The organism is Sphingomonas lenta (genome assembly GCF_002288825.1).
GTDB lineage: Bacteria > Pseudomonadota > Alphaproteobacteria > Sphingomonadales > Sphingomonadaceae > Sphingomonas > Sphingomonas lenta.
Window position 1 is genome coordinate 543,779 of the sequence record NZ_NSLI01000002.1, and the last position, 16,427, is coordinate 560,205.

The 16,427-nt window shown below is 65.7% G+C and carries 19 protein-coding genes; 7 read left to right on the forward strand and 12 right to left on the reverse strand.

Annotated elements, in window-relative coordinates:
- Nucleotides 1-140 precede the first annotated feature (140 nt).
- From CKY28_RS05855 to CKY28_RS05875, 5 genes are all read right to left on the reverse strand, one after another.
- Entirely contained in the window at nt 141-536 is a 396-nt protein-coding gene (locus tag CKY28_RS05855; RefSeq protein WP_095997388.1) for a hypothetical protein, read from the reverse strand.
- Nucleotides 537-618: 82 nt separating this feature from the next.
- Complete coding sequence (locus CKY28_RS05860) at nt 619-1,278, reverse strand: hypothetical protein (RefSeq protein WP_095997389.1); 660 nt, start codon at nt 1,276-1,278, stop codon at nt 619-621.
- Nucleotides 1,279-1,390: 112 nt separating this feature from the next.
- The gene (locus CKY28_RS05865; RefSeq protein ID WP_095997390.1) at nt 1,391-1,825 is read right to left on the reverse strand and encodes a hypothetical protein; all 435 of its coding nucleotides are present in this window, start codon (nt 1,823-1,825) and stop codon (nt 1,391-1,393) included.
- Nucleotides 1,822-2,247: a hypothetical protein gene (locus CKY28_RS05870; protein ID WP_095997391.1), complete on the reverse strand. Its 426-nt coding sequence runs from the start codon at nt 2,245-2,247 to the stop codon at nt 1,822-1,824. Before CKY28_RS05870 ends, CKY28_RS05865 begins: the two co-directional genes overlap by 4 nt.
- Nucleotides 2,248-2,508: 261 nt before the next feature.
- Nucleotides 2,509-2,754, reverse strand: coding sequence for a hypothetical protein (locus tag CKY28_RS05875; protein WP_176472972.1), 246 nt, complete (start codon nt 2,752-2,754; stop codon nt 2,509-2,511).
- A 664-nt stretch (nt 2,755-3,418) separates the two neighbouring features.
- Between CKY28_RS05875 and CKY28_RS05880 the strand changes: the two genes are divergently transcribed.
- The 3 genes from CKY28_RS05880 (at nt 3,419) to CKY28_RS05890 (ending at nt 6,996) form a co-directional block, all read left to right on the forward strand.
- A complete protein-coding gene (locus CKY28_RS05880) occupies nt 3,419-4,567 on the forward strand; it encodes a replication initiation protein (protein WP_095997655.1) in 1,149 nt (382 codons plus the stop codon).
- A gap of 163 nt (nt 4,568-4,730) precedes the next feature.
- Complete coding sequence (locus CKY28_RS05885; protein WP_095997393.1) at nt 4,731-5,933, forward strand: AAA family ATPase; 1,203 nt, start codon at nt 4,731-4,733, stop codon at nt 5,931-5,933.
- A 46-nt stretch (nt 5,934-5,979) separates the two neighbouring features.
- Nucleotides 5,980-6,996, forward strand: a complete 1,017-nt coding sequence (locus tag CKY28_RS05890; RefSeq protein WP_176473002.1) for a ParB/RepB/Spo0J family partition protein — start codon at nt 5,980-5,982, stop codon at nt 6,994-6,996.
- 961 nt (nt 6,997-7,957) lie between these two features.
- On the opposite strand, the gene CKY28_RS05895 is transcribed toward CKY28_RS05890, so the two are convergent.
- The 6 genes from CKY28_RS05895 to CKY28_RS05920 form a co-directional block, all read right to left on the reverse strand.
- A complete protein-coding gene (locus tag CKY28_RS05895; RefSeq protein ID WP_095997395.1) occupies nt 7,958-8,848 on the reverse strand; it encodes a plasmid partitioning protein RepB C-terminal domain-containing protein in 891 nt (296 codons plus the stop codon).
- Nucleotides 8,845-9,165, reverse strand: a complete 321-nt coding sequence (locus tag CKY28_RS05900) for a hypothetical protein (protein ID WP_095997396.1) — start codon at nt 9,163-9,165, stop codon at nt 8,845-8,847. The genes CKY28_RS05895 and CKY28_RS05900 overlap by 4 nt, the downstream gene beginning before the upstream one ends.
- A gap of 153 nt (nt 9,166-9,318) precedes the next feature.
- Entirely contained in the window at nt 9,319-10,290 is a 972-nt protein-coding gene (locus tag CKY28_RS05905) for an ExeA family protein (protein WP_095997397.1), read from the reverse strand.
- Between the two features lie 12 nt (nt 10,291-10,302).
- Nucleotides 10,303-11,964, reverse strand: a complete 1,662-nt coding sequence (locus CKY28_RS05910; RefSeq protein WP_007406365.1) for an IS481 family transposase — start codon at nt 11,962-11,964, stop codon at nt 10,303-10,305.
- On the reverse strand, nt 11,961-12,623 hold the full coding sequence (locus CKY28_RS05915) for a recombinase family protein (protein ID WP_007406363.1): 663 nt from the start codon (nt 12,621-12,623) through the stop codon (nt 11,961-11,963). Before CKY28_RS05915 ends, CKY28_RS05910 begins: the two co-directional genes overlap by 4 nt.
- Nucleotides 12,624-12,806: 183 nt before the next feature.
- Complete coding sequence (locus tag CKY28_RS05920) at nt 12,807-13,202, reverse strand: MerR family transcriptional regulator (RefSeq protein ID WP_007406344.1); 396 nt, start codon at nt 13,200-13,202, stop codon at nt 12,807-12,809.
- A gap of 115 nt (nt 13,203-13,317) precedes the next feature.
- Between CKY28_RS05920 and merC the strand changes: the two genes are divergently transcribed.
- The 4 genes from merC (at nt 13,318) to CKY28_RS05940 (ending at nt 15,762) form a co-directional block, all read left to right on the forward strand.
- The gene (gene merC / locus CKY28_RS05925; protein WP_133177339.1) at nt 13,318-13,743 is read left to right on the forward strand and encodes an organomercurial transporter MerC; all 426 of its coding nucleotides are present in this window, start codon (nt 13,318-13,320) and stop codon (nt 13,741-13,743) included.
- A 77-nt stretch (nt 13,744-13,820) separates the two neighbouring features.
- Nucleotides 13,821-14,150, forward strand: coding sequence for a mercuric transporter MerT family protein (locus CKY28_RS18560; RefSeq protein ID WP_007406366.1), 330 nt, complete (start codon nt 13,821-13,823; stop codon nt 14,148-14,150).
- Complete coding sequence (locus CKY28_RS19260; protein ID WP_082450164.1) at nt 14,150-14,371, forward strand: GDCCVxC domain-containing (seleno)protein; 222 nt, start codon at nt 14,150-14,152, stop codon at nt 14,369-14,371. The genes CKY28_RS18560 and CKY28_RS19260 overlap by 1 nt, the downstream gene beginning before the upstream one ends.
- A 44-nt stretch (nt 14,372-14,415) precedes the next feature.
- Nucleotides 14,416-15,762, forward strand: coding sequence for a dihydrolipoyl dehydrogenase family protein (locus CKY28_RS05940; RefSeq protein WP_007406355.1), 1,347 nt, complete (start codon nt 14,416-14,418; stop codon nt 15,760-15,762).
- A 264-nt stretch (nt 15,763-16,026) separates the two neighbouring features.
- On the opposite strand, the gene CKY28_RS05945 is transcribed toward CKY28_RS05940, so the two are convergent.
- A complete protein-coding gene (locus CKY28_RS05945) occupies nt 16,027-16,377 on the reverse strand; it encodes a helix-turn-helix domain-containing protein (protein ID WP_095997399.1) in 351 nt (116 codons plus the stop codon).
- Nucleotides 16,378-16,427 lie beyond the last annotated feature (50 nt).

Sequence of the window (16,427 nt, forward strand, 5' to 3'; positions counted from 1 at the left end):
GGATAAGGTTGGTTCCCCTGCCCCTGCTTCGCGATGCGCTCTGCGGCTCGAGAGCCGAAGCTTTGGTCGTCCCCAGACTGAAGGTCCTGCCCTCGATGACAAGTATGAGGTAGTCACGCGAATGACGATGATGTCCGATGCTAGTCGGGCCACCGCTCGCCTTCCGGTATGTCGACCTCGAACAAGGCGGCCAGAAGTGCTTGGCGTTCATCGTACGGCATCGAGTTCAGCGCGATCACCTTTCGGTCGCGCAAGCAGGCGCGCGCCGCCCTGGCGACCCGCTCCAGCGCCGGCGCGGCGTTCGGCTCGCCGATCGAGCGACCATCCCACGCGATGCGGACCCGGAACGCGACCGTGCTTGAGTGCACGTCGATCACCGGCTCGGGCCTGGTGAAGAACTCGGCGGCGACCACCGCATCCAGAAGTTCGGCGACGTGCTGCTGGTCTAGCTCATTAAAGTCGCGGGTCGTCGCGACGTTCCAAGACACGGGCGTCCCATCCGTATTCAGCATCTCGAGCGTCAGCTGTCCGTCCAACGTCCGTCCTCCTGAAGCACCATCCGATCGTTAAACCGCGGCCGCTCCGCTGCCCGAGGGAACCGTTCCAAGCCGCGCGCAGTCACCCGCCGATCTCGTCCCTCTCGTGCGCCGCGGCCCAGACGATCGCGTCCGGATCGTCATCCAGCAGCGAGGTAGGTGCGGGACCACCCAGCCACGAGTTGCTCGATACGAACCAGAAGGCGGTTTGCCAGGGCGACCTCTCGGCCGGCAGCTCGGCGAGCGCTCGGGCGATCACGGGCCTGGGCGCCCCGTCCTTAAACTGGAACGTCGGGAACAGCCAGGCAGCGCCGACTGGAACACCTATGACTTGGCCCTCTGCCCACCACCTGTCGAGCGTGGCCGCGTCCTCGCCCACGAGCCAGGCCGCGTCGGGGGTAGGCAGCACCTCCACCTCATCCAGGAAGCGGGCACGCAGGCGCACATTGTCGTGCGCGATCGCAAGGTGGATCTCCGCCATCTCCTGAGCGCGACGGACGTCCCCTACCCCGCCCTGGAGCTCGGCGAATATAGTGTCCGCCTCGCCCGCCAGCACCTCCTCGGTGGGCCGCGGATCGAACTCGGTTAAATAACCTGTGGCATGATCCGCAGTACGGCGGGCGGCAAGCCTTGCCGACCAGTAAGCCTCGTCCGAACGGCGACTGATCGCGTCCATGCCGTCCCCACCCTCCTCGATCATGTGCTCGGTTATGTCGCTGGGCAGGAAGCGCGACCGGGTCACAGCTCGATAGACCTCACGTTCGTGCTCATTCGGACAGTCAGCGTTCCGATCACCTGCGTCCCTCCCCTACCATGTTGGACGGGGTCGGCACATGTTCAGGATCTTCCAAAGCTTATGGAACCGGTCTGGACTCAGCCGGAGCGGACTCGTCCAGCTTAGGTATTTCTTGGTCCTTCATCGCCGCGCGGCGCTCACTGAACGCGCGGTCGATCCTGTCGCCCTGCTCCTCAAATGATCGGTCGAATGCGTTCTGGCGCGCCTCGAATTTACGATCGAACTCATCGCGCTTAGCCTGGAACTCCGCCCGACGAACGTCCGCCTTGGCCTCGGCGCGCTCGAATAGGTCAGTGCCCTCGTCCATGATCCGCGTCACCATGCGCTGCTGCTGCACCTCGACGTATATGCCGAGCGCCAAGAGCACGGCCGCGGTAGCGCCTGCGCCCCAAAGGAGCGGTTGTCCTTTCTGGCGCTCGACCGCGCCCGAGCGCATGCCCATCGCGGCCCAGGTCGCGATCCCGGCCGCGGCTGCGAACAGGATCCAGATCACCGCTCGTCTCCCTGATTGAGGACCAGCCTCGAGAGCTGGTCGGCGATCCCGCCGAGCTCCGCCTCGGTTTCAGAATGCTCCCCGTCATCAGCGTAGGTGCCGTCGCAGATGCCGAGGACGTGCGCGCCGCCGCCGATGCCATCACGAACGAGTGCGGACCGAATCACCTGCCCGAGCGAGGTGCCCTCCCCTGCCCTCTCCTTCAACGCGTCCAGCATGGCCTCGGGCAGGTCGAGGGCGATGCGATGCATCCACTCGCCTGACGGCAACCGGGTAGGTGGACCGCCATCCACCCGCCGCATCAGCCTCGTGCCGGCCAGGTTACGCTCTAACGCCTGCCGGTCGATCCTATGCGAGATCGGGGCGCGCGGGTTCGGCAGGTCATCAACTAGTTCGCCGACGCTGCTCTTCTGCGTCATCATCGCCTCCCTTCAGAATGGAGGCGATCCGGCCGGGAGCCGGGTGTTCGTAACCCTGCATTGCACAAGGCGCCGCCACCTTTAGGCGGACCCTGGACATGCGTGACGGCCACCCGGCCGACATGAATGTCGACCGGCTGCAATGACCTGAGGTTACGACGCCTCACCGCCGGGACTGACCGAGCGGCGTGCGCAGACTATCACGCTATACGACGGTCGCAACAGCTGGCTTGACCTTGCGAGGACGGTGCGCGCAGCCCGCAATCAGATCTCGGCTGTCCCAAGCCGCTCCGACCGGCTCTCGATCGCCGCCTGAACGCTCGCGTGGAGAGCCCCGCGGAAGTCGCGGGGCGACGCCGCCTCCACTCGGTCCCTCACCTCCTCGGTCGATGCGCGGATCTCGGCCAGCGCTTGCCGGATCACGGCCAGGCCTAAGCCCGCCTCGCGTCCAATCTCGACGAAGTGGCGGCCGTGGACGCCGGTAATGCGCAATCTGCGGTTCCCGCCCATCGACATGGCTAGCCGGAAAGCCCCGGTGCGGACCGTGGCCTTAATCGACGCTCTGCTGCACCGTCAGGACGCGTTAAGGGGCGTAGGGCGGAACCGACTGCCCGGGCGGCTGCTCGGCGTGTGGTCCGCGCGCACGGGACAACGGCACAGAGCGATGGGGCCGAGCAACACGCCACGTGGTGCGCCGACGAGGCCGACGAATTTCTTGCTCAAACGATCTGCGGTCAGCAGCATCGCCTTTTTCCTCGCTCGCGATCATTCTCCTTCCCCCTCCTGGTGTTCTCCGACATCCTTAAGTCAGATTTTCAAACCACCGCTGCCTCGCAGCGGAAGCAATTCTCGATTCCCGGATTCTGATTCACGACAGCGTTCGTGGCTGTTTTCCGTGAGTCGTTAGCTCTAGACCTGACTTCCTGGGGGAGTTTGCCTGACCGGGCGGGGGCTCCAGCCTGTCGAATCGGGGGAGATGGCCTGACCTGACGGGGTTATCCTGACCGGTTGGGGGCATCCTGACCTCTTGGGGGTCTTCGATAGCGGCAGAATCCTGACCTGACTTGACCGTCCAAGTCAGGTCAGGCAGCTTTGCCATGAAAGGGCCGGTATGAATGGCGTCGATCCAGTTGATGAGGAAGACGGGGAGGAGTCCGCGGTCGTGGGACGCGCGATGCGTGTCGCCTCGGCCTTGTCGGCCAAGCGTACCGACGAGTTTGCGAAGCCGGGTCGGCTCGTCGAGGTCCGTTTCGTCAAAGGGCAGTCGCTCAGCCTGACCGCCTCGCGGCTTTTAGCACTCATGATCCTGGCCGCAGGCGGCGACGCATGGCGCGACACGCCCCACCGCATGCGGAAGGCCGACATTAGACGCGGACACAAGAGCAATGAGCGGATCTCCGACATGCTCGAGGAGCTGCACCGGACGTTATTCGCGGAGGATGACCGCAGCTGGCGCGGGAAGAAGGCGACGCGGCGCTTCTCGCTTATTCAGATGTCGAAGGAAGAGGCAGAGGACGAGGACGGCGTCGAGGCAGGCTGGATCGAATGGCAATTCACGCCCGACGCGCGCAAGCTCATCCAGGAGTCGGAGACCTATGCGGTCCTCAACCGGCAGGCAGTGCTGGGCTTTCGGTCTGCCTATGCGCTTAAGCTTTACGAGCTGGGTGCGCTGCGCATCCATCGGCGGCAGCCGGTCTGGCGCTGCGACATGCCGGCGCTGCGCGCGGCACTGGGCATCGCGCCCGACATTTATAAGGATTTCGCGCAGCTCCGGCGCAAGGTGCTGGAAACGGCCAAGGCCGAGATCGACCAGCTCGCGCACTTCCAGGTGCATTGGAAAGAGGTTCGTCAGGGTAGGACCGTCGTCGAACTTGAATTCCGGTTCGAGGCCAAGGACGCGCCCGCTCAGATCGGCACAGTCGATGAGCTGGCGCGGCACTCGGCAGGGCGGCGGCCGCGACGCGACGGTGCCGTTGAGCAGCTTGTTGTAGCGGAGGAGCCGAGCGGCCCCGCGGATCGCGTGGCGCCGACGACAATCGACGCGGTGGTGGCGAAGGTCGCGGGAGCGCTGAGCGCGAAAATTATCGGGCCCTCCCCTGCCCCAGCAGCCGGTTTCCCCACTGGCTCGCTTCGTTGGGCCGGCGGCGAGGAGTTCCTAGCGATTGGCCGCACGCACGGCGGAGGCTGGGACATTGACCTGATCGCCGATGCTTACCGCACGCATATGGGCGAGCGGCTGGAGCGATTGAGCGGAACGAAGCTCACGCGCAGCTGGCAGGGGTTCTGCGAAAGCTATGTGGCGCGCAAGGGTCGCCCGGGTTGATTTTGCACCGGTGCAAAACGCGTCCGATAAGCCCGGACCGCCCCCATCAGGTCAGCCGCTCGATATTCTGGGCCATGGTTTCTGCTGGTTTGCACAAATACGCTATGCGTTGACGTAGAAGCGCAAATCACACATTCTCGGCTGCGTTTGTGAAAGGGGATATGTGGCGACAGCGCTTAGGCTGGCGGGGCAGGCCGACCAGGACCGCGTAGCGGCGCTTGCCGAGCGGTCTTCCGTGATTTTGGAAAAGCTTCGCAACGGCGCGCAAAGCCGGCGCGCTGATGAGCGGCGGGAGCCGTTGTTCACGATCGGCAAGGCGGCCGACTTGGTGGGGCGCACCCCCGCCGCGATCCGCGAGGCCGAGAAGGACGGGCGGTTACCCGCGGTGGACCGGACGGAAAGCAACCGGCGCGTGGGCTACACGCTGGCGCAGCTCAACGATATGCGCGGCGTCTTCCAGACGCGGCCCTGGCGACAGCCAGACGATCCATGCGCGGTCGTAGCGGTGCAGAATTTTAAGGGCGGCGTAGGTAAGTCGACACTGTCGGTGCACTTGGCGCAGTACCTCGCGATGCGCGGCTACCGTGTGCTGCTCGTGGACTGCGACAGCCAGGCCTCGGCGACGACGCTGTTCGGTTATGTGCCAGATCTTGATCTCGACGAGTCGGAGACGCTGTATCCGTTCCTGCGTGAGGACGAACGGGTGTCGCTCGACTACGCGATCAGGCGCACGCATTTCGACGGTCTCGATCTCATACCCGCCAACCTGCGGCTCTTCCAGTCCGAGTACGAACTCGCGGCGCGCATGGCGCGGGGGCAGGGGGCACTCCTTGACCGGCTGCAGCAGGGCATCGCATCCGTTGCCGACCGCTACGACATCGTCGTGATCGATCCACCCCCGGCCTTGGGCGCTATCTCGCTGTCGGTGCTCCGCGCCGCCAACGCGCTGGTCGTGCCTGTGCCGCCCACCATCATGGATTTCGCGTCTACCGCAGCGTTTCTGGCCATGCTGGACGAAACGATGCAGGTGCTCGCGCAGCACGGCATGGACACTCACCTGGCCTTCTTGCGCTTCGTGGCGTCTAAGGTCGACGAGAATAAATCCATGCAAAAAGAGCTGATGCGTCTCATGAGCCAGCTCTACGGCCACTCGCTCGTGCGTACGCCGCTCAAGGACTCGGCCGAGATCGACAATGCGAGCGCCCGGTTGATGACCGTCTACGAGCTTGAAGGTCCGACGACGAGCCGATCGGTGCGCGACCGCTGCCTAGCGTATCTCGACGGCGTCAATGGCGAGATTGAGATCGACATTAGGTCCATGTGGCCGAGCCATGACGCGCGCCTGCGGCGCGAGGGACTGGCGTGAAAACCGGATTTTGCACCGGTGCAAAATCGAGTTCGGAGGCGAACCAGTGAGCGGAAAGAACAGTAGTTTCGCGGCCGATCTGGCGGGCGCGATCGACAGCTCGACGGCCCAGCCGCCACGAGCCGCGCGGCTCGCGACCGGCGTGCTCGCCGGCCGCAGCAACCGCCTGGCTGACTTGGCCTCAGGCTCGCTCGTCAACCGGGCGGTGGAGCTAGTCGATCCCGCTCGCTGCCGGATGTGGCCCGGGCATAACCGCGATTATGCGGCCTTGTCTGAGGAGCGCTGCCACGATCTGATCGAGAGCCTGAAGGCACAAGGCAAGCAGGAGATGCCGGCCTTAGTCCGCAGGCTCCAGAATGACCCGACATACGACTACGAGGTGATCTCGGGCGCGCGCCGGCACTGGTCGGTGAGCTGGCTGCGCAGCCATAACTACGCTGAATTCCGCTTCCTCATCGAGATAAGAGACCTCACTGATGAAGAGGCGTTTCGCCTCTCGGACCTCGAGAACCGCGCCCGCGAGGACATTTCGGACTATGAGCGCGCGCGCGATTATCTCCGGGCGCTCAACTTGTACTACGGCGGCAAGCAAGGCGCGATGGCGGAGCGACTCAAGGTGAGCGGCAGCTGGATGAGCCGCTACCTTGATTTGGCGCGACTGCCGGACGCGCTTTTGTCGGCGTTCGCATCGCCGCACGACCTCGGGATCAAACACGTCACTATGCTGAAGCCGCTGCTGAAGCCCGAAGACCGCCGCGCGCGTGTCGAGCAGGCCGCGCGCGAGCTGGCCGCCAAACGCGGGCGAGGGGAGGGCGGTCCCGCCTCGCCTCCGGACGTGATCCGTTACCTGACCGTCGCGGCCAACGCCCCCAAGAAGTCAGGATCCCCCAAGAAGTCAGGATCGGCAGATATACTCGCCAACGCCGACGGAGTGCCGTTGCTCCGCGTCGACCGCCGGACGCGCAAGGCCGTGACACTCACGTTGTTGCCGCGCGACGGCGGATCGCGCGCCGACGCGGAAGCCGCGTTCCGATCGGTGCTGGAGCGGCACTGGCCGGACTAAGACGACCCTGACGTTATCGGCCTCGGGCGGTGGAACACCGGCCTGACATCATCGGATTATGGCGGCTCCTATAATGGTTGGGGATCGTATTATTTTGACGGAGGCGGACGGCTTTGCGGTTCATAATTCGGTGAGCGGCTCGCTCCCGTGATCGGTGTCGAAGGCGAGCAGCGCGACGAACTGATCCAGCCGCGTGCGAAAGAGAGGGGGCTTCTCGCGGTGCGCTGGCGCGGGAAGCCGGCGCCAGCCCGAGGGCTAGTCACCAGCCTTGTGTGACGCGGGCGGCAAAGTCGCGAGTGCCAGCGATGGTGGGCACGGCCATGGCACCGCGGACGCGGTCGGGTCCGACATGTAGGCGGCGAGCGCCAGGTCAACACGGCCGAAGGCGGTCAGCTGTTGCTGGAGATACCGCGCGCCGCCTCGCAGGTTGCGCAGGGCATCGAGCGGGTCGGCGATGGCGAGGTCGCGCTGTGCCGGGCAGATGAACCTGCATGGCGCCGCGCCCCTCTTAGTTGGAAGGGTGGGTGCGACGTCACATCTTGAGCGACAATGGATCAGCGGTCCCTATGATCTCCTCGGGTTTTGCTTCCTCCCACGCATTCGTGGTCGCCTCCATAGTCCAGCCCTTAATGACGGCTGGCCTTGTCGGGAAACGCAAATCAGGGCTGTCCTACAAGAACATAATGTGAACAGTGAGGCATGGTCTCAAGATTCGGAGTCGACCATGACCATGCCAGACGGAGCGACCCTGACCGGTGTCGCCGCGATCATCACCAGCATCACGGGCCTGATTGCCACGTTGCGCGCGAGCAGGAGCCAGGCGGCAGGCGTAAAGCCGGCCACCCCTGTTCGCCCGCCTCGACGGCGTACCCGCCGTGTCGGAAGAGCGACACACACCGACCGACGGGAGAGCTGACAATCCTCAGGCTTTTCACTCCCCACGCACGCGACGCTCTCCCGGTCACGCCGCTTCCCGAAGGTCGTTCAGCTTCTGGAACTCGGCCAATATGTCGGCGTGGTGCTGGGCGAGGTGGCGCACCACGCGCGCGTTGGCGAGAAGGCGATTCACGTATCCAGTGGCCAGCATGAGATCGAGGTGGTCGGAGCTGTAGCTCTGCTCCACCAGCCTGAACTGCCGGTCCACGTTCTCGCTCTCGCGCTGCATGGTGGCGATCTGGTCGTCGGTGAGCCCCGGCACCTTCCGGGGCTTGCCGGCGACGAGCTGGTCGGCGGGCGTGGAGGCGACGAGCGACCGCGCGTAGCTGACCGAGAACCGGTTCATGGTGATCATGTTCATGGCCACCTCGACCTGGCGCACGGGCTTGAGGAAGCGCAGCTCGACAAAGACGTTGAGCGGCACGTGCCGGTCTTTGAGCAGGTCGGCCGCTTCCGGGCAGATGCCCACCAGCAGGTTGCGCTTCATGCGTATGTTGGCGATGTCGACGTTGAGCGCGCGGGCGAGCCGCTCCTCCGATACGCCCTTCTTGATCGCGTTCAGGATCATCCTGTGCTCCTGGATGGTGGCGATCCGGCTCACCCGCTTGTTGTAGGTGAACGCCTCGTCGTCGGTCGCCACCAGGCACACGACCTCGCTCTCGCCCCGCTCGCGCATGATCTCGACGCGCAGGTGGCCGTCGAGCAGGTGAAAGCGGCTGGCGTCGGCCGCGTCTCTCGCGACCACCGGCGGCTCGATGATGCCGACCTCGGCGATCGAGGCGGCGATCTGGCCGTATTTGACCGACTTCTTCACGGCCGCGGACACGAACCGGAGCGGCATGATGGCGCCGATGGAGATGCGAAGGCTCGCCTCCTCGAACGCGAGCCGGACGGGCATTGGTCGGTTGGCGCTCATGGTCTTGCTCCCGCCTGGGTAAGCCTGGCTGCGATGTTCTCGGGCATGGTGGCGAGGTCCTCGTCCTCGAGCAGCGCCATGAACTGCTCGGATCGCCTAAGCCGGCGCAGCGCCTCGGTGACGAGCAGAAGCCGGTCGCGGGCGGCGTCGGCGCGCCGGATCATGGAGCGCTTGCGGTCGACCTCCTCCTGGTAGGCTCGGATCAACGACGCGGGCGAGAGCTTCTGACCGCCAGGCGTCCTGCCGCTGTGCTGCTTCAGGTGCTTGCCGCGCCGGCGCCGGTCCTCGACGATGCGCTTAGCTGTAGCGGCCTGCAATGATGGTCGGCCCGGCGCGAGATTATAGGTCTATTCTGGCGCACGCTCCGTGAGACCGAAGCCGTGCTCTAGCGCACTATAGTTGAGAACGGGCGCACCTCGGGTGAAACGGACGCGAGACGCAGGCCACGCGACGCACGCTACGTGAGACGTTCATATTGGCAGTCCCGCGATGCGCATCTCGTCCGTTAGTTCGGTCGCCCGTGTACCCTCCAGCTCGCCGCGCATGAGCTTCCTGATCTCGGCGGGCTTGGCGTCGAACTGGTCGCACAGCGCCTTCACGTCGTAGTCGTGCCGGTTCAGCTCTGGCTCTATGTCGTCGAGGCGGCGCGACAGCACGCCGTCAACGATGGTGCCGTCGATCGGCTTGGCGCCGATCCCGAACCCCGCCTCGAACGCGCGGACGAGGTAGCGGCTGAGCTGGAGCGGCGTCTTCAGCCGCGCGGCGAGCAGCGTCGCCGCGTCGTCGGTGATGACCTCCTCGGGCTCGACGCCCTCTTCCAGCGAAGCCCGGAGCACCCAGTCGATGAAGTCGCGCTGCCGGTCGCGCAGCCCTCCGAACTCGAACAGCGTCGTGCGGTCACCCACCTCCTCCATGGTGGGGCGACGCAGGTCGTTCTTCAGACGCGGGTAGCCCAGCATGACGACCGAGAGTTGCCCGCCACCCTCCTGAACCAGCTCGACCAGACGCTTGAGCGCCTTCAGTGTGTTGGCGTGGAGGTCGTGCGCGTCGTCGACGAAGAGCGCGACCGGCTTCTTAGCCTTGCGGAACAGCTCCTGGAGGTCGCGCTCGCGGCGCTCGGCTTGGCGCGAGATGGTGGGTAGCTTGTCCGGGCTGAGGTCGTAGAACAGCGCCGACACGAGCAGCGGCACCGTGATCTTGGCCTTCTCCAGGCTGAGCGCGCGCGACACGATAACGCGGTTCTCGCGCTCCAGCGCCTCGCGCAACCTGCGCACCAGCAGCGACTTGCCCGACCCGATCACGGCCGTGAGCGCGATCAGCCGGCCCGCCATGATCGTCGTACGCAGGTCGTGAACGATTTGCTTGTGGTGCTCAGTCTCGTAGAACCCAACATCGACTGGCGGTCGGGCAAGCCGGTAGTGGTGCATGACTTCGGTCAGCATGGGGCAGGCTCCTCATCCCGCATGGGCGCGGCCGGGCGGGAACCGTTCGCGGATGGCGACCATCACCTCCGCGCGGACCAGCGTGCGGGCGAGCAGGTCGGCGATGAATTGGAGGTCGTCCGCGCTGAGCTTGCCGAGCGGCACGCGCAGCTCTTCCGCGATCGCCGCGCGCGCCTTCAGCGGCGTGGCGAACGCCAACTCCTCGAACCGGTCGGGACCGTCGAATGGGCGGGTGGCGAGCATGGCGCGGTGCGGCTCGCGCGCGATCAGGTCGGGCTCACCCGACAGCGCGGAGCGCGGGATGGAAATGCGGGTCGCGAGTTCGGCGACGCGGTCCTGGCGGACATCGCGCCTGCTCTTGCGGTGCTTGCGGTAGCGATGGAGCGGTACGGGGCCGCCCACGGGATCGAACGGACCGTAGCGCTCGTCGCCATGCTCGGCGAACAGCTCGGCGTCGAACAACCCCCACCACAGCACGACCGCCTCGCCGGCAAGCTCGGGGTCGAGCTCGTAGGTGACCCCCGCGACCGACACCCGCGCGTCCAGCCCGACCATGCGCCGCTCGGGCTCGCGCGCGAACGAGCAGAACCGCTCCCACGCGCACATCGCGCGGACCCCGCCCTCGGGCTGGCGCTCAAGCCAGTCATCGACGCGCGAGTGAGCCTCGTGCCGGTGATCGCGCGCATTTTCGCGATCGACGAACCGGGTCAGCCAAGCGTTCGCCTCGGCTTCGGTGTCGGGCTGGTGATGATGGTAGAGTGTCTCGTGCGCCTCCTTCACCGTCCGGAACGGCCGCTCGACCTTGCCCTTGGCGCGTGCGGTCGTGCGCGCACCGTCCGATCCGGCCGGCATGTGCGGAGTGACGATCACGTCCAGGCTCTCCATTACCCGCTTGAACACGGCTGACTTCGCGACGGGGCCGTTGTCGAGGTGGAGTTGCTTGGGGATACCCTGGAGCGGGTTGGTCGTGCCGTCCGGCTTGGCCGACATGGCGCGGAACAGGAAACCGAGCGCCGCCTCGACATCCTCACCATATACGCAGTGGTATTCGAGGTAGGCGAGCCCCGACCGGTCATCGACGACCGAGAACAGCATCAGCGTGGGCGCGCCGCCCCGTTCCAGGTCGACCCAGGGCGGGGGAACCGCGAGTTGCTTCAGGTCGGACGGGCTCAGGTCGAAGTGCCACAGGTCGTTGGCGTGCTCCGCCTGGAAACGGACGGCCGCGGGCTCTCGTGTCAGGCGCGCGTGGTCATACCCGAGCCGGCGCATATGTCGGTTGAGGGTCGAGATGGTGAGCAACCCGGGCGCGAGCTTGCGATGGCCATCGGGCGTGTGGACCCCATGCTCCTCGACCAGCCTGAGCGCCCGCGCGGTCGAGAGGTGGCGGCCCTTCCTGTTGGTGGTGCTCTTCTTCACCGCAGCGACGATCTCGCACCAGTGTTCGATCTCGCCGTCGCCCATGACGCGCGCGTGCCCGCGATCGGAGCGGTGCGCGTCGCGGGGACGGTGCTCGCCGCGTAGCGCACGGTACAGGGTGGCGCGCGACACGGCGTAGAGCCGGCAGGTCGACGCCATCATCTCCTTGCGGTCGGGGTGCCGGGGCGGCAGCGCCGCGAGGCGTCGTTTCAGGGTCGCGAGCGCCTCGGCTGGAACGGGCGCTCGCCAGACGGTCACGCCGCTTGTCGCTCTTCGCGAGCCCGGGTGGGAGGTTTGGGCATCGCCTTCCCGTCGAGGAGCGCCTGGCCGGGGGCCTTGGGCGTGCCGTCGCCGTTGATGTAGTGGTAGAGCGTCGTGGTCGTGATGCCGAGCCGCTTGGCCACCTCAGCCGCGACCGCCTTCCGGTCGCTCATCGCCGCCATTGCCATTTGCAGCGTCGAGCGGTCCATCTTGCGCGGGCGCCCGCCCAACCGGCCCCTGGCGCGCGCTGCAGCGAGCCCGGCGCGCGTACGCTCGGTGATCAGCTCGCGCTCGAACTCGGCAAATGCGGCGAAGATGCCGAACGCGAGCCGGCCATTGGCGGTCGTCGTGTCGATCTGCGCGCCGGCACCCGTCAGCACCTTCAGCCCGATCCCGCGCGAGCGCAGATCCTCTGCGGTGATGACGAGGTGACGGAGATCACGGCCGAGCCGGTCGAGCTTCCAGATCACCAACGTGTTGCCGGGCTGGAGCGCCTTCAGGCACGCGGTCAGGCCAGGCCGAGCATCGTGCCGACCCGATGCGAGGTCCTCGTAGATGCGGCTCGGGTCGACGCCGCCCGCGAGCAGCGCGTCGCGCTGCGGCTCCAGCGTCTGGCTGCCGTCGGCTTTCGAGACGCGGACGTATCCGATCAGCATGAGAAGGCCGGTTCACCCGCAAGGAAAGACAGCTACCACCCTGCATTCTGACGCTGGTTTCCGCAACGGCTTTTCTCGTTCTGAACGGCCGCGATCGGGTGGCCGATTGCGACCACAAGGAAACCGGACGTATTTCTTGCGAGCCGCGCGCGCTGTTGGGAGAAGCGGTAATGCACTGCCGTCTTAGGCAGGAGACAGGGCTTCAAGGATGCCGCACTCGGCAACGGTGCCGTGTCCGCATCGGTCGATGATACGCGCCAGCTCGCCATCCAGGGCTGCCAAGTCGGCGATCTTGCGCTCGATCGCCGCCCTGTGCTCGCGCGCGATCGTCTCGACCGCGGCACAGGACCAATCGCTATGGTCGGCCAAGCCCAGCAGCTCTCGCACTTGGTCGAGACTGAAACCAAGGCCGCGCGAGCGGCGAATGAATGACAGCCGGCGAAGGGTCGCCGAAGCATAGGTCCGGTAGTTGCCTTCGGTGCGCGCCGGCGCGGGCAGCAAGCCGATCTCCTCATAATAGCGGATCGTCTGCACCTTTGTGCCGGTCGCCTTGGCGAGGTCGCCGATTTTCAGAGCCACGGCCCTTGACCCTACAGTTGCTGGAGGGTGCATATAAGGTTTCGACTATGATCCTGTCGAGGAGCCAAGGCGAGCGCGGTGAGTCGCTGCGGCGGAGCGGGTGAAAGGAACGGCTGTGCCTACTGAGGACTCCCTAACGCGAACGGCCGATAAAACGGGTGTGATCGGCGCGATCATCGCCTCGTTCGGCTGTGCGGCGTGCTTTCCCGCCCTTGGCAGTCTCGGTGCCGGGATCGGCCTGAGTTTTCTGAGCCAGTATGAAGGCCCCTTTATCCGATACGTTCTGCCGCTCTCCGCGCTCATCGTATTGGCGGCGAACCTCCGCACCGGCCTTCGTCACAAGACCTGGCTGCGCCTAGCGTTAGGCGTCACTGGACCTGTGCTTGTTCTCATCGCCGCCCTGCTGATGTCGCTTCGCGGCGTTCGGGCGGAATGGGTGCTGTATGCGGGGCTGGTGTTGATGATCGGGGTGTCGATTCTCGATCTTGTTTCGCCTCCGGGGCGGCGGTTCAGCAATCCGATCCCATCGAGGAACAGATAATGACGGATACCGTCGCAAGGCAACCCTCAACACCGGGTGGGCCGCCCGTCCGGGGTGTCGCATCAATAGCGGCTGCGTTGGGCCTGGGCGCGGTCACGGCCGCCGCGGCCTGCTGCGTTCTGCCACTCGCGCTCGCCTCGCTCGGCGTGGGTGCTGGGCTCGCCGGCAGCTTCGTAGGGCTGGCGAGCATTCGCGCGCCGCTTCTGGTGCTGAGCGCGGTCGCGCTCGTGGTCGCTTGGGCCATGTGGTGGCGCAAGCGCGAGACGGCCTGTGCGCCGGGGGACGCCTGTGCGGTTGATGTCAGGTCGCGCCGGATCGTCGGCCTCCTGATTGCGGCAACTGTGCTGGTCGGCCTGGCCGCTATCTGGGGCTCGATCGAGCCTATCCTCATGAATTGGGTGTTGTAATGCTGCTCACCTCCACGTTGACCTGCCCCAAGTGCGGCCACCAATCGACCGACACCATGCCGACCGATGCGTGCCAGTTCTTCTACGACTGCAAAGGCTGCGCCGCGGTGCTTCGCCCCAACGCCGGGGACTGTTGCGTTTATTGCTCCTTCGGTGACGTGCCCTGTCCCCCGATACAGGAAGCGCGCGCGTCGGGATCAACGGCGAGCTGCTGCGCCTGACGGCACGCCAGCCGGGGAACCTGAACCACGCCAAGGAGAAGCTCGTGCCCGACACCTATGATCTGGTCGTCATCGGCGCGGGAACTGCCGCGCGGGTAGCGGCCATGCGCGTTCGCAAGGCCGGCAAGAGCGTCGCCGTGATCGACTGCCGACCCTATGGCGGCACCTGCGCCCTGCGCGGCTGCGATCCGAAAAAGATGCTACGCCACGGGGCCGCTGTGATCGACGACGCGCGCCGGATGCGGAGCAACGGCGTGGTGGGAAAGGACTGCATCGACTGGCGCGAGTTGATGGCGTTCAAGCGCACCTTCACTGATCCGGTGCCGGGGAAACATGAACGAAGCTACCATGAGGCCGGGGTGGATACCTACCACGGCCCGGCTCGCTTCACCGGCGCGAACAGCCTCGTCGTGGAGGGAAAGACGCTGGTTGGCGGCCATTTCCTTGTTGCCAGCGGTGCCGAACCGGTCCCGCTCGGCTTGCCCGGCGAAGAGCACGTCATCGACAATGAGGCGTTCCTGGCGATTGAGAGCCTGCCCCGGCGCATCGTGATCGTCGGGGGTGGATACATCGCGGCGGAGTTCTCTACAATCGCGGCGAACGCCGGGGCGCAAGTGACCATCCTCCAACGCGGGCCGCGCATGTTGACCGGCTTCGACCCCGATCTGGTCGGCTGGCTGATGCCCCGCCTGCGCGATGCGGGGATCGACGTGCAGCTCGATACGGAGGTCGAGGCGATCGACAAGACAGGCGACGGCTTCTCGGTTCGCGCCTCCACGGGCGGGGTGAGCAAGAGCTTCGCGGCCGATCTGATCGTCCATGCTGCCGGGCGACGCCCGGCGCTCGAAGCACTCGACCTCGATGCGGCGGGGATCGCACACGAGCGGGGCCGCCTCACGCTCAACGAGCATCTGCAAAGCGTCTCCAACCCGGCGGTGTATGCTGCCGGCGACGCGGCCCAGATGGGGCCTCCGCTGACGCCGGTATCGAGCCATGACGGCAAGGTCGTCGCCGGCAACATGCTCGAAGGCAACCACCTCCGCCCGGACTATCGGGGTATCCCCAGCGTCGCCTTCACGCTTCCTCCCATCGCTTCGGTCGGGCTCAGCGAAGCCGAAGCGCGCGAGCGGGGCCTGCGCTTCCGCGTGAAAAGCAATCTGGTCCCCAACTGGTACTCCGCGCGGCAAGCGGCCGAACCGGTTTATGGGTTCAAGGTGATGGTCGATGAAGGCGACGACCGGGTGCTCGGGGCTCACCTGGTCGGACCGCATGTGGACGAGGTCATCAATCTGTTCGCGCTCGCGATCCGGCATGGTCTGACGGCCGACGATCTGAAATCGACCATGTTCGCTTATCCGTCCGGGGCTTCGGATATCGGCTACATGCTGTGATTAAGCGGTCCAATGAACACCAATTCAGTGGGTCCGAAGGCGATAGCCGCTAACTCGGCGTCACATCAATGGGGCTCTCACGATCGTAACATGCGCACAGTCCAGCGACGGATGCGCGTCGCCGGTGCCGATTTGAAGGTCTCACAAAGCGTGCGCTGACTGATGACCGTCTCGCGTCCGTCTCAAAGATCGTACGCTGGTTCTCGAATAACGTGCGCCCAAGCACCTCGACGGTCTCACAGACTATGCGCCAGAGTGCGCCCTTTATCTCGCGTCGAACCGATCATCATTGCAGGCCGTCACACTTAGGTAGTACTGGACCTGGCGGACGCTCTTGCCGAGCTTCTCGGCCAGCTCCTCGTTGCTCGGCCAGACGATCGGTTCGTGCGCCGCTTGCCAGTCGGCATCCTGGGTATATCCGAAGAGCACATCCACGAGCATCACGACCCTGAAGTCAATCCCGAGCGAGGACGCTGCGCCCTTAAGCGCTGCCAGGACCTTACCCCTCGTGACCCCTTCTGGCAGGCCACGAAAGCCCTGTGCGAGCTGGTCAGCAGCGACCGCGGCGGCATCGTGCCGACGCAATCCGCGGCCTGGATTCAAGGCGCGACCCATCGTTCGGTTCTCCCCAATCGGAGCCCGTTCGGACGCAACGATCGGTGGCG